At 70.1% G+C, this 17,223-nt stretch carries 19 protein-coding genes; 10 read left to right on the top strand and 9 right to left on the bottom strand.

Going from position 1 to position 17,223, the window contains the following annotated elements:
* Positions 1 to 37: 37 nt before the first annotated feature.
* Complete coding sequence (locus tag KV100_RS09495; protein WP_220342720.1) at positions 38 to 1,627, bottom strand: ABC transporter permease; 1,590 nt, start codon at positions 1,625 to 1,627, stop codon at positions 38 to 40.
* Entirely contained in the window at positions 1,624 to 2,553 is a 930-nt protein-coding gene (locus tag KV100_RS09490) for an ABC transporter ATP-binding protein (RefSeq protein WP_220342719.1), read from the bottom strand. The genes KV100_RS09495 and KV100_RS09490 overlap by 4 nt, the downstream gene beginning before the upstream one ends.
* A 90-nt stretch (positions 2,554 to 2,643) precedes the next feature.
* On the opposite strand from KV100_RS09490, the gene KV100_RS09485 reads away from it, so the two are divergent.
* From KV100_RS09485 to KV100_RS09475, 3 genes are all read left to right on the top strand, one after another.
* Entirely contained in the window at positions 2,644 to 3,138 is a 495-nt protein-coding gene (locus tag KV100_RS09485; RefSeq protein ID WP_220342718.1) for a GbsR/MarR family transcriptional regulator, read from the top strand.
* Between the two features lie 432 nt (positions 3,139 to 3,570).
* On the top strand, positions 3,571 to 4,962 hold the full coding sequence (gene dnaB / locus KV100_RS09480) for a replicative DNA helicase (protein WP_374226661.1): 1,392 nt from the start codon (positions 3,571 to 3,573) through the stop codon (positions 4,960 to 4,962).
* 102 nt (positions 4,963 to 5,064) lie between these two features.
* Positions 5,065 to 5,793, top strand: coding sequence for a hypothetical protein (locus KV100_RS09475; RefSeq protein WP_220342716.1), 729 nt, complete (start codon positions 5,065 to 5,067; stop codon positions 5,791 to 5,793).
* On the opposite strand, the gene KV100_RS09470 is transcribed toward KV100_RS09475, so the two are convergent.
* Positions 5,790 to 6,143, bottom strand: a complete 354-nt coding sequence (locus KV100_RS09470) for a hypothetical protein (protein ID WP_220342715.1) — start codon at positions 6,141 to 6,143, stop codon at positions 5,790 to 5,792. The genes KV100_RS09475 and KV100_RS09470 overlap by 4 nt on opposite strands.
* Positions 6,144 to 6,237: 94 nt before the next feature.
* On the opposite strand from KV100_RS09470, the gene KV100_RS09465 reads away from it, so the two are divergent.
* The gene (locus KV100_RS09465; RefSeq protein WP_220342714.1) at positions 6,238 to 6,630 is read left to right on the top strand and encodes a nuclear transport factor 2 family protein; all 393 of its coding nucleotides are present in this window, start codon (positions 6,238 to 6,240) and stop codon (positions 6,628 to 6,630) included.
* On the opposite strand, the gene KV100_RS09460 is transcribed toward KV100_RS09465, so the two are convergent.
* The 3 genes from KV100_RS09460 to KV100_RS09450 form a co-directional block, all read right to left on the bottom strand.
* Positions 6,623 to 7,885 carry a type II toxin-antitoxin system HipA family toxin gene (locus KV100_RS09460; protein WP_220342713.1) on the bottom strand — a complete coding sequence of 421 codons (1,263 nt, stop codon included), beginning with the start codon at positions 7,883 to 7,885 and terminating at the stop codon, positions 6,623 to 6,625. The two genes, KV100_RS09465 and KV100_RS09460, sit on opposite strands and share 8 nt — an antisense overlap.
* Complete coding sequence (locus KV100_RS09455; protein WP_220342712.1) at positions 7,882 to 8,193, bottom strand: helix-turn-helix domain-containing protein; 312 nt, start codon at positions 8,191 to 8,193, stop codon at positions 7,882 to 7,884. The genes KV100_RS09460 and KV100_RS09455 overlap by 4 nt, the downstream gene beginning before the upstream one ends.
* Positions 8,194 to 8,262: 69 nt before the next feature.
* Entirely contained in the window at positions 8,263 to 8,622 is a 360-nt protein-coding gene (locus tag KV100_RS09450; protein WP_220342711.1) for an MmcQ/YjbR family DNA-binding protein, read from the bottom strand.
* A gap of 592 nt (positions 8,623 to 9,214) precedes the next feature.
* Between KV100_RS09450 and KV100_RS09445 the strand changes: the two genes are divergently transcribed.
* The 3 genes from KV100_RS09445 to KV100_RS09435 all read left to right on the top strand — a co-directional run bounded on the left by KV100_RS09445 (position 9,215) and on the right by KV100_RS09435 (position 11,564).
* Positions 9,215 to 10,336 (top strand): alanine racemase, encoded by a 1,122-nt coding sequence (locus KV100_RS09445; protein WP_220342710.1) that lies wholly within the window; start codon positions 9,215 to 9,217, stop codon positions 10,334 to 10,336.
* Positions 10,337 to 10,421: 85 nt separating this feature from the next.
* Positions 10,422 to 10,895 (top strand): iron chaperone, encoded by a 474-nt coding sequence (locus KV100_RS09440; protein WP_220342709.1) that lies wholly within the window; start codon positions 10,422 to 10,424, stop codon positions 10,893 to 10,895.
* A 6-nt stretch (positions 10,896 to 10,901) separates the two neighbouring features.
* The gene (locus KV100_RS09435; RefSeq protein WP_220342708.1) at positions 10,902 to 11,564 is read left to right on the top strand and encodes a pentapeptide repeat-containing protein; all 663 of its coding nucleotides are present in this window, start codon (positions 10,902 to 10,904) and stop codon (positions 11,562 to 11,564) included.
* Between the two features lie 70 nt (positions 11,565 to 11,634).
* Here KV100_RS09435 and KV100_RS09430 read toward each other — a convergent pair whose 3' ends face one another.
* A complete protein-coding gene (locus KV100_RS09430; RefSeq protein WP_220342707.1) occupies positions 11,635 to 12,594 on the bottom strand; it encodes a DUF389 domain-containing protein in 960 nt (319 codons plus the stop codon).
* Between the two features lie 53 nt (positions 12,595 to 12,647).
* On the opposite strand from KV100_RS09430, the gene KV100_RS09425 reads away from it, so the two are divergent.
* Positions 12,648 to 13,508: a CHAD domain-containing protein gene (locus KV100_RS09425; protein WP_220342706.1), complete on the top strand. Its 861-nt coding sequence runs from the start codon at positions 12,648 to 12,650 to the stop codon at positions 13,506 to 13,508.
* Between the two features lie 7 nt (positions 13,509 to 13,515).
* Here the strand turns inward: KV100_RS09425 and KV100_RS09420 are convergent, their stop codons facing one another.
* The gene (locus KV100_RS09420; protein WP_220342705.1) at positions 13,516 to 13,980 is read right to left on the bottom strand and encodes a hypothetical protein; all 465 of its coding nucleotides are present in this window, start codon (positions 13,978 to 13,980) and stop codon (positions 13,516 to 13,518) included.
* 163 nt (positions 13,981 to 14,143) lie between these two features.
* On the opposite strand from KV100_RS09420, the gene KV100_RS09415 reads away from it, so the two are divergent.
* Positions 14,144 to 15,733: a carboxylesterase/lipase family protein gene (locus KV100_RS09415; protein ID WP_220342704.1), complete on the top strand. Its 1,590-nt coding sequence runs from the start codon at positions 14,144 to 14,146 to the stop codon at positions 15,731 to 15,733.
* 4 nt (positions 15,734 to 15,737) lie between these two features.
* On the opposite strand, the gene KV100_RS09410 is transcribed toward KV100_RS09415, so the two are convergent.
* Complete coding sequence (locus KV100_RS09410; RefSeq protein WP_220342703.1) at positions 15,738 to 16,325, bottom strand: QsdR family transcriptional regulator; 588 nt, start codon at positions 16,323 to 16,325, stop codon at positions 15,738 to 15,740.
* A gap of 80 nt (positions 16,326 to 16,405) precedes the next feature.
* Here KV100_RS09410 and KV100_RS09405 point away from each other — a divergent pair, with 80 nt between their 5' ends.
* Complete coding sequence (locus KV100_RS09405) at positions 16,406 to 17,215, top strand: hypothetical protein (protein ID WP_220342702.1); 810 nt, start codon at positions 16,406 to 16,408, stop codon at positions 17,213 to 17,215.
* The last annotated feature ends 8 nt before the right edge of the window (positions 17,216 to 17,223 follow it).

Genomic DNA, 17,223 nt, shown 5'->3' with positions numbered 1-17,223 from the left:
GGCCGCGGTCGGCTCGGGGGACTCCCCGGTGCCCACCTCAGTTCTGGACGTCACGCCGGCGGAACCCGACGCAGCCCGCCGTCGTCAGCGCGGCCGCCACCAGGGTGAGACACAGGATCGGCGCCCACGCCACGTCGTCGAGCGGGACGAGCGCGAGGTGGGAGAAGGGGGACAGATCCGTGATCCAGTCGGGAAACTTCAGCAGCGGTCCGAAGAACATCACGACAGCAGCGAAGCCGATGCCGAGCCAGCCCAGCGAGGCCAGACGCGGGACGAAGCCGACGAGGAGCACCGTGAGGCCGATCATCACCCAGATCGCGGGGGCATAGGTGAGGGCCGACCACGCGAGCTGGCCGACCCTGTCGTACGACCCCGAGACGACCCCGTACATCCATCCGGTCGCCGCCCCCGCGAACACGACGCCCACCGTGGAGGCGATGACCGCGACCGCGACGTGGCTCGCGAGGTAGGTCCGGCGGTGCAGAGCCGTCGCCAGCACAGGCTCGGTCCGTCCGGCGGTCTCCTCGGCGCGGGCACGGAGCATCAGCGCGACCCCGAACGCGGCGGTGATGATGGCGAGCATCAGCGTCGCGCTTCCGTAGAAGCCGTCGATCAGGGCCCTGCCGCTCGTCTCCCCACCCGTCAGCGACCCCGACAGGTCGCTGTCGCCGACGAGGTCGCCGACGTCGTCGCCGATGGTGCCGTACGCGGCGCCGCCGAAGGACAGCCCGACCAGCCAACCGATGACGGCCGGGCGTTGGAGCCGCCACGCGAGCTCGTACGCCCCGCCTCGCCAGCCCTTCGACGCTGGACCGCGGCGGGGGGCGACGAGCCCCGCACCGAAGTCGCGGCGGTCGTGGAGGACATGAGCGACGGCGATCGACACGAACGTCGCCCCGAGCAGCAGGAGAGCCGGCCACCACCGTTCGTCGGCGAAGGCGCGCATCTGCTGGCCCCAGCCGATCGGTGAGAGCCACGTCGCCGCGTTGTCGCCGACGTCGCCGACGGCACGCAGTGCGTACGCCACGCCGATCGCGGCGCCGCTCAGCCCCCACGCGCCGCGACTCGTGCTGCTGACCTGGGCGAAGATCAACGCCAGTCCCATGAACACCATCCCGGTGAGGCCGCAGGCGCATCCCAGCGCCCACGACCCCTCGGCGGGGAGCCCGCAGGCGATGAGCAGGAGCGCGATCGCGGCGATGAGCGTGAGGTTCGCGGCCGTGGCGACGGTGACCGCTGCGGCGCTGGGGGCCGCGCGACCGACGGCGCCGGCACGGACGAGCTCGTCAGCGCCGTTCTCCTCGCCGGCGCGCGTCTGGCGCACGATCAAGAACGTGCTCATCAGGCCGGCGAGGACCGCGCCGAACGCCGAGGTCTGCCAGGCGGTCTGCCCACCGATCGTGTCGAGGGCGTACTCGGGGCCGGCGATGGCGATGATCGCGGCGTTGCCCGAGAGGCTGGCGGCGAGCTGGTCGAGGTCCGCCTGCGTGGGGTAGGTGGCCTCGAGCGTGAGCGCCTGGACGGGGTAGAGCGAGGTGATGCCGAGGATCCACCACACGAGCGCCATCCGTGACCGGCGCAGCGCGAACCGCACGAGGACTGTGGTCCCGGCGAGGGCGTCGCTCACGATGACAGCTCTGTCGACGGCTCGGCGTCCTCCGACGGGTCGTCGCCGTAGTGGCGGAGAAACATCTCCTCGAGGGTCGGCGGGGAGCTGGAGAGTGCGGTGATGCCAAACGCGCCCAGCCGTGCGAGCACGTCACCGATCCGAGGGGTGTCGACGTCGAAGCGCGCTCGGGTCCCGTCGGCCTCGGTCACGAGATCGTGGATGCCGCTGAGCTGGGTGATCCCGTCGATCGGTCGCTCCGTGGAGACGTCGATCGACGTGCGCGTCAGGTGGCGCATCTGGACGAGCGTCCCGGACTCGACCGTGCGGCCCTCCCGGATGATCGTGACGCGGTCGCACAGCGCCTCGACCTCGCTGAGGATGTGGCTGGAGAGCAGGACGGTGCGTCCCTCCTCGCGGACCTCCTGGATGCACTCCCGGAAGACCTCCTCCATCACCGGGTCGAGTCCGGAGGTGGGCTCGTCGAGCAGCAGGAGCTCGGCGTCCGAGGCGAGACCGGCGACGAGCGCGACCTTCTGCCGGTTGCCCTTGGAGTAGGTGCGGCCGCGTTTGGTCGGGTCGAGCTGGAAGCGCTCGAGCAGCTCGTCGCGCCGTCCGCGGTCGACGCCGCCGCGCAGCCGCCCGAGGAGGTCGATGACCTCGCCGCCCGAGAGGTTGGGCCACAAGGTCACGTCTCCCGGCACGTAGGCGAGGCGCCGGTGCAGGGTCGTGGCCTCGGACCACGGGTCTCCGCCGAGGAGCAGAGCGGTGCCGGAGTCCTTGCGCAGGAGACCGAGGAGGATGCGGATGGCGGTGGACTTGCCTGCGCCGTTGGGGCCGAGGAAGCCGTGGACCTCGCCGGTGGCCACCGTGAGGTCGAGCCCGTCGAGGGCGTGCGTGGTGCCGAAGCTCTTGTGGAGCCCTGCGATCTCGATCGCCTGAGTCACCTCACGGACGTTACAGATGATTCAGAAATCTGTGAAGATAAATACAGCGAACCTCGGAATCTCGAGTCGTACGAGCGGAGGTGGGATGCGATGGCCAACGACACCTTGACGGACTTCGTCGACCAGTTCTCGACGATCTTGCGGGACTCCGGGGTGCCGCCGATGCCGGCGCGGACCTTCGCGTACGTCCTCGGGCTCGGGCGCCCCAGCTACACGGCCGCCGACCTCGCGGAAACGACCGGCGCGAGCCCCGCGGCGATCTCGGGTGCCGTCACCTACCTGATCGGGGTCGGCATGCTCGAGCGCCATGGCGGCGCCGACCGGCGCCACCACTACCGCCTGCCGCCCGGCGACCTCTGGGCCTCGATGATCAGGCGACGCGAGGCGATCCTCGTCCGCCGGTACGAGGCGCTCGCGCAGGCTGCGACGGACCTCGGTGGGCGGCACGACGAGCACGGTGCACCGCTAGAGCTGGGCGCGATGCTCTTCTCGTTCATGGCCGAGGACGTTCCCGCGATGCTCGCCCGGTGGGAGGCGTATCGCGACGCGAGGCTCGACGAGCTGAACCACCCGCCGGCGCGGTGACGGGAGAGGTTAGAAGGCTTCCCGCCTGTGTGCAAGCTGGCGAGACACGCCCGTACGCGAGTTTCGATCCACACGTGTGGGACATCATTTCCCCAGGTCAACCCACAGATGTGGACAGCGCGACAGGGCAATCCACACAGATACCCACAACCTGTGCACATGCATGAGCACCTTTATCCACACCAATGGATGAGTCGTCCACAGAGCCTGTGATGTGTGACTTCGCCGAGAGCCGTCCACGCGCGTAGGTTGCATCTCGTTCGGTGGTTCTCGAGAAGTCGTCGTCGTCCGGGAGGTCGACGCGGGTTCTTCGAAGGTCCGTCGGTGGTCCCCCGTACGCTCGAGGTGAATGACATCCGTGTCATTCCTTGCGGCGTCCGTGGGTCCGCGGTGTCCGTGACGGGGTTCGAGCGTATGAGGAGTGGACTCGCGTTGAGCGTTGCCGAGCTGGGAGCGGTGCCTGAGCCGCCGGACGACGACTACGGCTACGGAGGCAGCCAGGTCGACCGCACCCCGCCTCAGGACAACAACGCCGAGCAGTCGGTCCTCGGCGCGATGATGCTCTCCAAGGACGCGATCGCCGACGTCCTCGAGTCGGTCAAGGCGATCGACTTCTACCGGCCGGCGCACGAGGAGATCTTCGACGCGATCCTCGATCTCTACGGTCGTGGCGAGCCCGCCGACGCGGTGACGGTCGCGGACGCGCTGCAGAAGCGCGGCGATCTCGCGAAGGTCGGCGGCGCTCCCTACCTGCACACGCTCGTCGCCAACGTGCCGATCGCCGCCAACGCGGGCTACTACGCCGACATCGTGCGCGAGAAGGCGATCCTGCGGCGGCTCATCTCGGCCGGCACCAAGATCGCGCAGATGGGCTACGCCGGAGAGGGCGAGATCGACGACATCGTCGACACGGCTCAGTCAGAGGTCTTCGGGGTCACCGAGCAGCGTACGAGCGAGGACTACTCGGTCCTGAACGACCTCATGGAGGCCACGTTCGACGAGCTCGAGGCGATCGCCGCCCGCGACGGCCAGATGGCGGGAGTCCCCACCGGGTTCACCGACCTCGACCGGCTCACCAACGGCTTCCACCCCGGCCAGATGATCGTCGTCGCCGCACGCCCCGGTGTCGGCAAGTCGACGCTGGGCCTCGACGTCTGCCGCTCGGCGGCGATCAAGCACGGGCTGACCACCGCCATCTTCTCGCTGGAGATGAGCCGCATCGAGATCACGATGCGCCTGCTGTCCGCCGAGGCCCGGGTCGGCCTTCACGAGATGCGGTCCGGCTCGTTGAGCGACGACCAGTGGGCCAAGCTCGCGCGTCGGATGGGTGAGGTCTCGACCGCGCCGATGTTCATCGACGACTCGCCCAACATGACGATGATGGAGATCCGGGCCAAGGCGCGGCGCCTCAAGCAGCGCCACGACCTCAAGATGATCGTCATCGACTACCTCCAGCTGATGACGTCGGGCAAGAAGGTCGAGAGCCGTCAGGTCGAGGTCTCGGAGTTCTCACGTCAGATCAAGCTGCTCGCCAAGGAGCTCGAGGTCCCGATCATCGCGATCAGCCAGCTCAACCGAGGCTCCGAGCAGCGCACCGACAAGCGCCCGATGCTGTCGGACCTGCGTGAGTCCGGCTCGATCGAGCAGGACGCCGACATCGTGGTGCTGCTTCACCGTCCCGACATGTACGAGCAGGAGTCGGAGCGCCTCGGCGAGGCCGACTTCATCGTCGCCAAGAACCGCTCCGGCCAGCCGGGTACGGCCACGGTGACGTTCCAGGGTCACTACTCTCGCTTCATCGACATGCCGAAGGAGTTCGGCTGAGCACTGGCGTGGCGTAGCGCGGCCTCCGGCGACGTGGGCGTGGGACGGATAAGCGCGCCTGCGGATGAAGCGCAGCAGCGGATGTCCCCGGGAGGAGGTCCAGTGGCCAAGCAGACCACTGACGACATGAACACCGGACTGACAAGCCCGACCGCCGTCCCGCCTGCGAAGGAGCCGACGTGGCTTCGGCGTCGCTGGCGGCGACTGGTCCCGATCGGCATGCTCGCCGCCGCCGCAGCAGTTGCAGCTGCAGAGCCGACGCTCGGTGGCAGCTCAGCCTTCGCGTCATGGACGGTGAAGCCGGAACCCCTCACCGGTCCGGACACCGCCGCAGTCGCGGACACCTGCCGTACCAGGCTCGGGATGCCCGACGGTGACAACCAGACCCTGCTGGCCGAGCGACGCGGTGGCTGGACGTACGTCTTCATCTCCGCACCCGTCGGTGAGGCAACCTGCCTGATGCGCAACGCGGCAGCCGGCCAGGACCCTGAGGGCCACGAGATCTTCGCCGACCTCGCCGAACCCACCCCGACGGCAACGGTGGACCCTCGCCAGATCGTCGAGACCGGAAGCACCGGCGTCAGCACCGACGAGGGCTGGTTCCGCAGAGGATGGCTGACCTGGACCTACGGGTACGCAGGCAACGACGTCACCAGCGTGACGGTCCGAACTCCTCTCGGGACCGACGTCGAAGCGACGGTCAGGAACGGACGCTTCGCCGCATGGTGGCCCTCAGAACGGCCGAGCAGCAAGCACCCCGAAGTCATGGGCGCGTGGCACTACACCGTTACCCTGAGCGACGGCAGCACGCAAGGTCGGGGTCCGCACTAGTGCGAGCGGCGACGTGGCGAGGTCAGGTGCTCGAGCGCGACGACGGCGAGCGCCACGACCGCTGCGAAGGACAGCAGCGCTGCGAACGCGAATGTCCAGAGAAGGTAGTCGACGAAGACCTCGGCGTAGCGGTCAAGGGCGGGGCCCCGGCTCCACCCGTTGAGGCCGGGTACGAGCCACGCGGCGACGGCGCCGATCGCGGCGGCTCCCATCGCGATGGTCGCGCCGGCGAACACCCAGCGGACGACGACGTGGAGACTCGTGTACGCGGCCGCCGCGACCCCGAGCGGGATGCTCACCATGACGGCGACGGGCAACACCCCGAAAAAGAGGTATCCACTCTCCGTCATCGCGCGAGTCTGCCAGACCGGCGACACCGAGCCCGCGGGCGCCTACCGCATCGCCACCGCTCCGTGTCCTGGCCGACCACTAGGTTGTGTGAGCATGAACGCCAACGAGCTGCTGACGCGGCTGTGCCAGGCCATCGACGCGCACGCGTGGGACGAGTTGGCCCCGCTGCTCCACGAGGACTTCGTCTGCCGATATGTGCACACGGGTGAGACCTTCGACCGAGACTCGTGGGTACGCCTCAACGCCGACTACCCAGGGTTCGAGCACCTCGTCATCGACGACCTCGTGGCGTCCGGAGACAGGGCTGTGGCCCGCTGCCACGTGACCGCCCGGGCTGACGGCGAGCTCGTGCACTTCGAGGTCGCGACGTTCATCACCGCAACCGACAGCCAGATTTCGTCGATGACCGAGGTGTGGACGGACGTCGACGCAGTGCCGCCGACGGCGACGCGCCCGGTGTCGAGCCTCCCGTCGCCACTCAGGTAGGTGCGCCGAACCCGAACCCGAACGCGTTGCGCACGTTCGCGTCGAGAGACGAGAACGACTCCTCGTACCTCTCGATCTCGCGGCCGGTCGCGCCGTTGCTCTCGGCGACCTCCCGCCACCGACGGACCACCTCGGCGACCTCGGCGACGACGCGTCGCGCCTGCGCTGGGTCGAGGCCGCAGTATGGCGCGAACGCCATCAGACCCCGTCCGGTGTCCCTCGGCTGGTACGACCCCGCGATGCTCGTCGCGCGGGAGGCGCCCGCGTCCGGATTCGGGTTGAGGTCGAAGGCGGGAGCGAGCCGCCACCCGGCGCCTTCACGGAGGAAGCCGTGGTTGCGCAGGTGGTTGTCGGTGTTGTGGATGAGGGCACCGACCGCGACGAGGCGATAGAGCACCACCAGGTCGTCACGAGGCGCGACGCCCTCGAAACGCAGGGCGTCGGCGACGTCCTCGTACTCGGCGGTGCCGCCGTCGCCGTGCTCCTGCGCGAGGGTCCGCGCGCTGATGTAGGGGACTCGATCCTCACCGCGCCGGTCGAAGCGTTCGACCAGGAGGACGCCTCGTCCCGCGACGGTCACGATCCGCCGCCGCGGCGTCGGCACGCCGGCGGCCTCGGCAAGGTCGAGCGCCGTCTTCTCCCAGACAGCGCGGTCGACGCGGTCACCCAGCATCGGGAACTTCGCAAGGCACAGCCGGCCGTCGTCGACGACCGCCGCCTTGGGGAGCGCGCCGCCGAGCGCGCCGGTCCCAGCATCGAGCATCGTCTTGACCGCTTCGCGCCAACCCGTCCGGGACTCCTCGACGATCACGTCTGCGGCGTGCAGGAGCACGTCGAGCTCGAGCATCTTCGGGACGCCGACCGACTCCTGCAGAAACGGCCCGTCGCCGACACGGAACCGGAGCGCTCCCTGACGGGTGACATCACTGACACCCAGGAGGAAGTCGAGGGCGTTCAGCTCCGACGGGAGATCGGCGCCGGCCAGGTTGTCGGCCCGCCGCTGCATCGTCAGGAGGTTCTTGCCCCAGTGGTCCGGCGAGGAGTCCTGCAGCGAGAGGGGGAGCCCGTCCCGTACGAGGTGCGCCGCGTCGTCGAGCGGCATGGCCGGCTCGAGCGCGTAGGCATCGGTGCGGGAGAGGTAGTCGAAGGAGTAGCGGAAGGTCGAGGACAGCACGCGACCCTCGGTGACGGTGAGTGTCCCGACCTCGACGTCCTCGCCACCCAGTCGCGTGACCACGTCGACCTGTCGGTTCATCGGCGGACTCGCTGAGGGAGCTGCTGATCGGCTCGTGCACGGCCCAGGTCGGTTCGCATCGGATCGAGCGCCTCGATCACATCATCGGCGAGCCGTGTCACCGTCAGGACTCGCATCAGCACATCGAGCGTGACCCCGGGGTCGCCCTTCTCCAGACGTGCGTACGCGCCGCGCGAGACGCCGGCCCGCTGAGCGAGCTGATCCTGGGTCAGCCCCATGAGCTTGCGCCAGGTTGAGATCCGATCGGCGAGGTCGCGCCGATTGCGGTCTGCTCGCGCATTGGGAGGTCGTACGTCCCGCTTCGCCATCATGCCATCATAATGCGCTGTGTACGATACGCAAAGCAAGATAAAACCTTATGTACGGAACACTATGGATCACCCTGGCCCGTGAGGGTGGATCAGGTCGTAGGCGCGCGACACCTTCTGAGGGACGACCATGCGCCACGCGTCGACGACGAGCTCGCGAGCCTCTCGAGGGTCCAGCGCCGCGAGATCGGCATGGACCCAGTTGAAGCGCATGTCCGATTCCGAGGGCAGGTGGAACGTGTTCGGCGCGCTCGCGACGAGTCCGGCCCGCTCCTCCTTGGGGAAGCCGAAGCCCATCACGCGCTCGTCGAGCGAGAACGCCACATAGACGATCTGCTTGACACGGAACTTCAGCCTTCCGCGCACGTACACCTCGTACGAGCGCTCCAGCTCGGAGCCCAGGGACCGGACGTCGTCGATCACCGCCATGCTGAGCCGACTGCGTCGCCGAGCCGGACTCATCGGTGCCGCCGGCCGGACTCCTCCTCGTCGGGGTGGTGCCCCTGCATCCGGGTGGGCCAGGATCGTTTCCATGACGAGCAGAACCGCGCCGCCAGTTTCGTCGAGGGGCAGCGAGACGTGCGAGCGAGTGTGAGGATGCTGTTCGGCACGATTCTTCTGGCGGTTGGGAGCATCGCGGTGTCTGCGTGCACGTGTGCGTTTGATGAGTGCGTCACGGGACCCACGGGCCCCTTTGTTGCGTCGTACACCGCACCTCTCGGCGACCGGAAGCCGTCTACCCTCAGAGGGCGCCTCGAGCTCGACGGAGATTGCGTCTACCTGATCGAGAGCCGGTCGGAGGGTCCAGCACGGAAATGGGTCATCGCGTTTCCCGAGGGCGAGACGAGAACCGATGAGGACACGGTCTCGCATGATGGCATCGCCTATAGGTACGGGACACTGCTCGAGGTCACCGGGACGCCCGCCAGGTTCGACCTCGACGGACTCTCTGCGCCCGCAGGGTGCAAGGGCCCCCGCGTGTGGCTCGGCACGAGTGCCACGGCCGCCTAGGGTGGCGGACATGAGCGAGGAGCGAAGGGCCCTGGAGCGGTGGTCGCCGGATCGCTGGGAGGGGATCCCGACACCGTTCCTCGCCGTCGACCGTCCCACGCTGGAACGCAACATCACCCGCACCCAGGCGTTCTGCGACGACGCAGGGCTACGGCTCCGCCCGCACGTGAAGACTCACAAGATGCCGGAGGTGGCGCGGCTCCAGGTCGACGCGGGAGCCCGGGGACTGACCCTGGCGACCGTCGGTGAGGCCGAGTGCTTCGCGGACGCGGGCTTCGACGACCTGCTGATCGCGTACCCGGTCCGGACGACGGCTGCCGTCGCCGAGCGCCTGCGACGGTTGCTCGACAAGGCGACCGTCGTCCTCGGGATCGACTCGCGGGAGGGCGTCGACGCCCTCGTACGTCACGGTCTGGCCGCTCACCCACGCCTCTCGCTCCTCGTCGAGGTCGAGTGCGGCCTGCGTCGTACGGGGGTTGTCCCCGAGGACGCCGGCGCCCTCGCCGCGTACGCGGTCGGTGAAGGCATCACGGTCGACGGCGCCTTCACATTCCCGGGACATGGTTATGCCGTCGGCGCGTCGACCGCTGCGGCGGCGGCCGAGGCACGTGCGCTCACCAGCGCCGTGGAGTCCTTCGCCGCCGCGGGTCTGCGCTGTGACGTGGTCAGCGGTGGGGCCACTCCCACGTACGAGGCGACCGACACGACGATCGTCACCGAGACGCGCCCGGGCGTGTACGCGTTCGGGGACGCGCAGCAGGTCGCGCTCGGTACGGCGGGCGTCGACGACGTGGCTCTCGCGGTGGTCGCCACGGTCGTGAGCGCCCCCGCTCGCGACCGGATCGTCCTCGACGCGGGCAGCAAGACGCTCGCCGCGGACCGGCCGCCGTACGTCGACGGACACGGGCTCCTCGTCGGGGTGCCGAGCGCGCGCATCGACCGGATCTGGGAGCACCACGGCGTGGTCGACGTGAGCGCTGCCGACCCAGCGGTGGTCCCGCGGGTCGGAGACCGCGTCGCCGTGCTGCCGAACCACGTCTGCACCGCCATCAACCTCGCCGACCGCGTCCACGTCCACGACGGAGGCGAGAGGGAGATGTGGTCGGTGGCGGCCCGCGGTCTGAACGCGTGATCGGTCACGATCGGAGAAGCGCGGTGGGAGATGGTGCGGGCATCGTGGTGAGCGACAACCAGCGGTGACCGATGAGGAGGGCCCGATGCCCAGAAGCAAGAAGACCGCCGACGAGACCACCGATCAGGCCGACGCGGCAGGAGGCTTCAGCGACGTCGAGCGCGCCGCGATGAAGGAGCGTGCCGCGGAGCTGAGGTCGAGCGGGCGCGGCGGCAAGAAGAAGGCCGACGATCTCGCCAACGTGCTCGCGAAGATCGCCGAGATGCCGCAGCCGGACCGTGGGATGGCCGAGCGGATCCACACGATCGTCACCGCCGTCGCGCCGCACCTCGATCCCAAGACCTGGTACGGGATGCCCGCGTACGCCGACGAGAACGGCAAGGTCGTCTGCTTCTTCAAGGGCGCGGACAAGTACGACTCGCGCTACGCCACGCTCGGTTTCGAGGAGGCGGCCCGGCTCGACGACGGCAGCATGTGGTCCACCTCGTACGCGCTGACCGACCTGACGGACGCCGACGCGACGAAGATCGAGGCCCTCGTCGCGCGGGCCGTGAGCTGAGGTCACGTGGGAAGACCTCGAACCACGACCCGTCGCCCTCAGCTCGACCCGCTCGCAGTGGAGGGCTTCGACGAGGGCGTCGCCGACGACCTCGTTCCGTCCGCCGACCTCGAGGGTGCGGCTTTCCGCGACCTGACTGCCGACTCGCTCAGCCTTGCGGGCGCACGGCTGCGTGAGGCACTGCTCGATCGCGTCAACGTCGCTGTCCTGCGAGCGCCGCGGGTGAGGCTGCGCGACGTCCGCATCGAGGGCAGCAGGATCGGGTCGGCCGACCTCTACGACAGCGAGTGGGACTCTGTGCTCGTCTCCGGCTGCAAGCTGTCCTTCGTCAATCTGCGTGGGACGAGGTTGCGCGACGTCGTCTTCTCCGACTGCGTCATCGACGAGCTCGACCTCGTCGAGGCGACCGTCCTCCGGGTCAGCTTCGTCAGGTGCACGATTGCCCGGCTCGACCTGCAGCACGCGTCGGCGTCGCATCTGGACCTGCGAGGAGCCGAGCTCCGCGAGATCGTCGGGGTGACGGCACTGCGTGGCGTGACGATCAGTCCGCTCCAGCTCTCGCTCCTCGCGCCGATCATCGCGGACAGCCTCGGCATCGTGGTCGAGGACGAGCCGACCGGTCCCGACTGGTCAGGAGTCGAGAAGCCTCGGCGGCCGCCCGGACCCTAGCGTCACGGCTGTCAGCCTGCGCTACCGGCAGCTCGTCACGGCCTACGACGCCGAGCGTGCCGCCGCGGTCCTACCGCCGCTGTCGTCGCCGTCGCAGTCGCGCCCGCTGGGCCGACACCCGCGACCAGACCGACTGCTGGAGAGCGAGGGTCGCCCAGCCCGCGAGCGCCATCCCGGCGATGTTGATCAGAAGCTGCAGCGAACTGCCGCGCACCTCGCTCCAGCTGCCGAAGGCGAGGCCGAGTGCGACGTTCCCGGCCGCGGGGATCGTGGTGACCGAGATGAAGACGCCCGAGAGCCCGCCGATCCGTGCGGAGGTGAGCGACAGGGCGCCTGCCGCTGCGGCGATGACCGCCACGATGAACGACCACTTGTCGGGGGAGTAGATGAACGCCGTGTCGGGACGTGGAGCGGCGAGGGTGTCTGGCGTGATCCACCCGAGCGCGCGGGCGAGCAGGACGAGGCAGGTCGTGATCAGGATCGCGGTGACGAATCCCAAGACGAGCGTGCGCGACGCGGCCAGCAGCAGGTGGGAGCGTCGGCGTACGAGCGCGACGCCGAGCGCGGCGACCGCGCCGAACTCCGGCCCCAGCACCATCGCGCCGATGACCAGGATCTGGGAGTCGACCACGATCGCGATCGCGGCCAACGTGGTCGCCAGGACCATGAACGACATGAACGTCCAGTTGGCCTCGGAGTCCTCGTACGCCTGCTCCGTCACCGACGCCCAGACGACCGAGTCGGCACTGCTCCCTGGAGCGCGCGAGTCCGCGACGTAGCCGGCCTGGGAGAGCCACGTCCCGACGGGCTCGATCTGCACCGTGCCGCGACGGTGGACTCCGAGGTCGTGGAGACCGTCGATGATCTCGTTGGCCGCCTCGCGGGCGACGTCGGCGTCGATGACGTCACCCGCCGGCTTGACGGCGGCGCCGTGCACCACGGTGACGCTGCTCACCGCCTCGTCCGCAGTGAGCAGTCGCGTCACGTCGTCGGTCAGGTCCGACGGAGCCACGATGCGAAGGTGGAGCACGCTCGCAGTCTTGCGCATCCCCGCGCACCGACGTGGCGGAGTACCGTCCGAGCATGGGCGAAGGCGCGGGCCGACCTGTCGACGCAGGTGACGCAGTGGTCAGGGCGCTGGAGGCTGTGGCCGCGGAGCTCGACGCGACCCTCGGGCCGGCGCTGCTCGACCAGCCTGACGGTGTGCACCGCCACCGCAAGGCCGTACGGCGCCTTCGGAGCACGCTGTCGGCCTACCGGCCGTTCTTCGACGACGAGGCCGTCCGGCACCTGCACCGCGTCTACCGCGACTGGGGCAGAGAGCTGGGCGAGGTGCGTGACGCCGAGGTGCGGATCGCGGTCACCCGCCGGTTCCTCGACGTGGACGAAGGATCGTCGGCCGATCACCGCAGGCTCGCGGACCTGCAGCGTGACCACCGATCTGCCGAGCGGTGGGTTGCCAGACGCGGGACGAGCCTCGTGGCGGTGCGGAGGCGATCGGATCTGGCGGACTTCCTCGCCGCGCCACCGCGTACGGAGAAGGCACGCCGTCCCGCCGCGCGCAGCCTGCGCCGCAGGCTCGTCAAGGAAGGCGAGCGGGTGCTGCGGCGGGCCGAGACGGCGGCTGCCGAGCCCGCCTCGCTCCCGGCGTTGCACGAGCTGCGCAAGGCGGCTCGGCGGTTGCGCTATGCGACCGAGGCGGTCACGCGGCCCCCGGTGGGCTTGTTCGGCGCGAAGGCACCGGCTCTGGCGGACTCGGCCGAGCGCATCCACGACCTGCTGGGCGACCACCGGGACGCGATCGCCTTCGCGGAGTCGTACGCGTCCGTCGACCGTCCCGCCGACTCCCCTGCGGTGCGCGCACGAGCTGTCGCCGCGGCTCGGCTGAGCGCCCTTCCGCGCGCGGTCGAGGAGCTGCGGGACGCACTCGCACGCTTCCGTTGAGACATGCTCAGCTGCCGGCCGACCTGCCTGGCGCGTCGACGTCGAGCGCGCGCGGCTCCGGTGGTGAAGGGAGCGGCGGCCGCACTCTGACCAGTCGTTGCGCGGCCAACGCTGCCGCGAGAGCCGCTCCCACGACCACTGTCGCCGTCACGGCGTCACGCCACCACGGCGGCCCCGGTTGGTCGGCGTTGCCGACGCAGTCGTGCATCGGGTGGGGCGCGTCGGTGCCGAACAACGTGGTGCGGCTCGCCGACACGTACGCGGTGACCGCGCTCGGATCCCAGCCGGCGGGGTTGAGGAGCCGGTACCAAGCGCCGTTGCGGCGGCTGATGCGGCACGTGACGTTGGTGGCTGCGGAGTGGAAGTGGTCGTCCGGCCCGAGATGGGCGATCACCCGCCTGCCGTCATAGATCGGAACGCTGTCGGCGGGGTTGCTCACCCGCGCGGCAGGATAGGCGGCATCGAGTCCCATCGAGACACCGTACGAAGCCAGTCGTTCGCCCGGGTCCCGTTTGCCTCCCGGGCTGGGACGCGGTCTCACGTTGGTCGGTGCTCCTGGCGGCACCGTGGGCTCCTGACTAGCGTCCGGAGAGCGGCTCCGTGAGGACCGCGTCGCCGACCCTCGGGAGGTTCTCGTGCCTGTCACGCGTCCCCATCACGTCCTCGTCCGTCCCGTCGTGCGGGTTGCCGTCTCGGCGCTCGCGATCGCGGGACTGGCGGCCGCCGCCCTGGTCGCCCCAGCGGAGGCGAAGCCGCCGGGCCACCGGGACGACACCGTCGTACGGGTCGCGGACGGCGCGGTGCGAGGCACGGCCGCGGAGGGTTATCGGACGTTCCAGGGCATCCCGTACGCCGCGCCTCCGGTCGGTGACCTCCGCTTCCGGGCGCCCAAGCCCGTGAGCCGGTGGCGCGGCGTCCTGGACGCGACCGCGCCGCGACCACAGTGCGCCCAGCTCTCCAACGGGACGGGCAACCCCCAGACGTACGGGGAGGACTGCCTCTATCTGAACGTGACCACGCCCGCCGGGCGGTCTGCGCGGCCGGCCGGACTGCCGGTGATGGTGTGGATCCACGGCGGCTCGTTCCTGACCGGCAGCGGAGCCGACTACGACGCCTCCAAGCTCGCCACGCAGGGTGACGTGGTCGTGGTGACCATCAACTACCGGCTGGGGCCGTTCGGATTCCTCGCGCACCCGAGCCTCCGCTCGAGCAATGCAGCGCTCCTGGACCAGCAGGCAGCGTTGCGCTGGGTCCAGCGCAACGCACGCGCTTTCGGCGGCAACCCCCGCAACGTCACCGTCTTCGGCGAGTCCGCGGGGAGCGCGTCGGTGTGCGCCAACGTCGCCTCACCCCGAGCGCGAGGACTCTTCCGTCGCGCGATCGCGCAGAGCTATTCGTGCACCTCCGACTTCGCGACGCTCGCGAGTGCGCAGGCGGCGGGGGAGGCGTACGCCGAGGCGGTCGGCTGCGGGGCCGCGGCCGACGTGCCCGCGTGCCTGCGCCAGCGCGACCCCGAGACGCTGCTGCGTGCGTGGACGGGCGGTGCGTTCGCCGTCGGTGGCACCGCGCTGCCCCGACAGCCCGGGGACGCCCTCGCCACGGGGACCGCCAACCGTGTCGACCTGATGCACGGGAACACCCTCGACGAGAACCGGCTCTTCGTCCCGCTCCAGTACGGCACCACCCTCACCGCGGCGCAGTACACCGCGGCGATCCGTGCCCGGTTCGGCGCGGCGGCCGACGCCGTGCTCGCGAGATATCCCGTCGAGTCGTACGGCTCGCCGATCATCGCGCTGTCGACCGTGTTCAGCGACTACGGCACCGCGCTCTCGACCTGCTCGCACGTCGACGCGTACGAGGTGGCGTCCGAGCAGCGTGGCGCGCGGGTCTACGCCTACCAGTTCCAGGACCGAACCGCGGACCCGCTGGTCCCGATCCTCGGGACGCAGAACGGCGCCTCCCACGCGACAGAGCTGCCGTTCCTCTTCCCGGGCCTCTTCGGTGACGGTCTCAGCGCCGAGCAGGAGACGCTGTCCGACGCGATGGTGGCGTACTGGACGAGCTTCGCGGCCCGCGGTCGTCCGTCCGGCCGCGGCCTGCCCCGGTGGCCGGAGTACGACCGACCGGGTGACGTGATGGCGCTGGACCTCCCAGCGGCCGGAGGGATCGGTGTCGAGGACGTCGCCGCGGCGGCCCAGTGCGGCTTCTGGTCGCAGCTGGGGTGACCGATCAGCCGGGTCCGGCCTCGAGCAGCGCGCGCTGGAGCGTGACGGCGAGCTCGAGGTCGGGCTCGCGGTCCGCGAGCAGGTCGGCGTAGATCACCGACTCCCCGATCCGGACCCACATGTAGGCCACCCGACCGGGGTCGGCGCGCAGCCGGAGCTCGCCGGCGGCCGCGGCCTCAGCAAGGACCCGGCGCCACCCCTCGACCGCCCGGGCATGGACGCGGGCCGCCGGCATGAAGAGGACGCGGAAGGCCGTCTCCGGCTCGGCGGTCGCGAACGTGCGGAGCGGGCCGAAGCCGACGATGGCCTGGTTCATCAGGGTGGCTGCCCCGACGATACGCTCCACACCCGGCGCAAGCCCCGCCCTCACCGCGGTGGCGACCGATGCGGCGAGCGTCGCCTGACCGAGCGAGTCGACGACGTCTCCGAGCAGCCGGTCCCTGCTGCCGACGACCCGATAGAGCGTCGCCCGACCGACCGCCAGCACGGTGGCGAGCTCACGCATGTCGACGGCACGTCCCTCCAGGAACCAGGAGCGCGCGACGGCGACGGCGTCGTGCGGCTCGATCACCCGGGTCGGCATGGCGGTCATCGGACCATGCCGACCCGGACGTCGGCAAGGCTCGGCGCGTTGTCTGTGCGCTCGGCCGTACGTCGCTAGCGTGGAGAGCGATGACCACTTCGACGAAGACGAACGCCACGACCACGCCGTCCCGTGCTCTCGCATGGGCGGCCCTCGCCGCCGCCGCGGTCCAGATCCTGGTCCCCGCCGTCCAGTCGCTGGGCGGTCTCGGCGCACCGCCGAGCAGCCAGGGCGAGGACCTGCTGATCACCCCGGCCGGCTACACGTTCTCGATCTGGAGCCTGATCTACCTGCTGACGGTGGTCTTCGCCGTCGTGGTCCTCGTGAAGCGGTCGACCGGGACGCGGCAACCGGACCGTCTGCTGCGCGACCTCGTGCTCCTGTACGCGGGTGCGGCGTTGTGGATCGTCGTCTCGGCGCTGGAGTGGACGTGGGTGACCGCCGCCGTTCTCGTCGCGATGGTCGTCGTCGCGGTCGACGCCGCGACGGTCGCGAAGAGGCGTGTGTCCTCCGACGTCGGTGCGCCGACCTGGCTGACCCTTCTGGCGCGGGTGACGACGGGCGTGTACGCCGGGTGGGTCACCGCGGCCGGCATCGTCAACGTCTGCGCGGCCATGGTGGAGTCGGGATGGCTCGACGGGGACGAGGTCGCCTGGCAGCTGGGTGCCCTGGTCGTGCTCGCCCTCGTCGCGCTGGCCATCAGCGTGCTCCTCGGCGGCTCCTGGGCGTACGCCGCCACGCTGGTGTGGGCGCTGATCGGCGTGATGGTCGCGGTCCGCGACACCTCGGACGCGCTCGTCCTCACCGCAGCCGCCGCTGCGGTGGTGATCGTGACCGTCAACGCAGTGCTGATCCTTCGCCGTCGCTCGAGCTCGTCCAGGGTCGTGAGCGCCACCTAGACTCGCGT

The sequence above is a fragment of the Mumia sp. zg.B21 genome, from assembly GCF_019550855.1.
Taxonomy (GTDB): Bacteria; Actinomycetota; Actinomycetes; order Propionibacteriales; family Nocardioidaceae; genus Mumia.
Note: the sequence above shows the minus strand (reverse complement) of the source record. Positions and strands in the feature narration are given on the sequence as shown.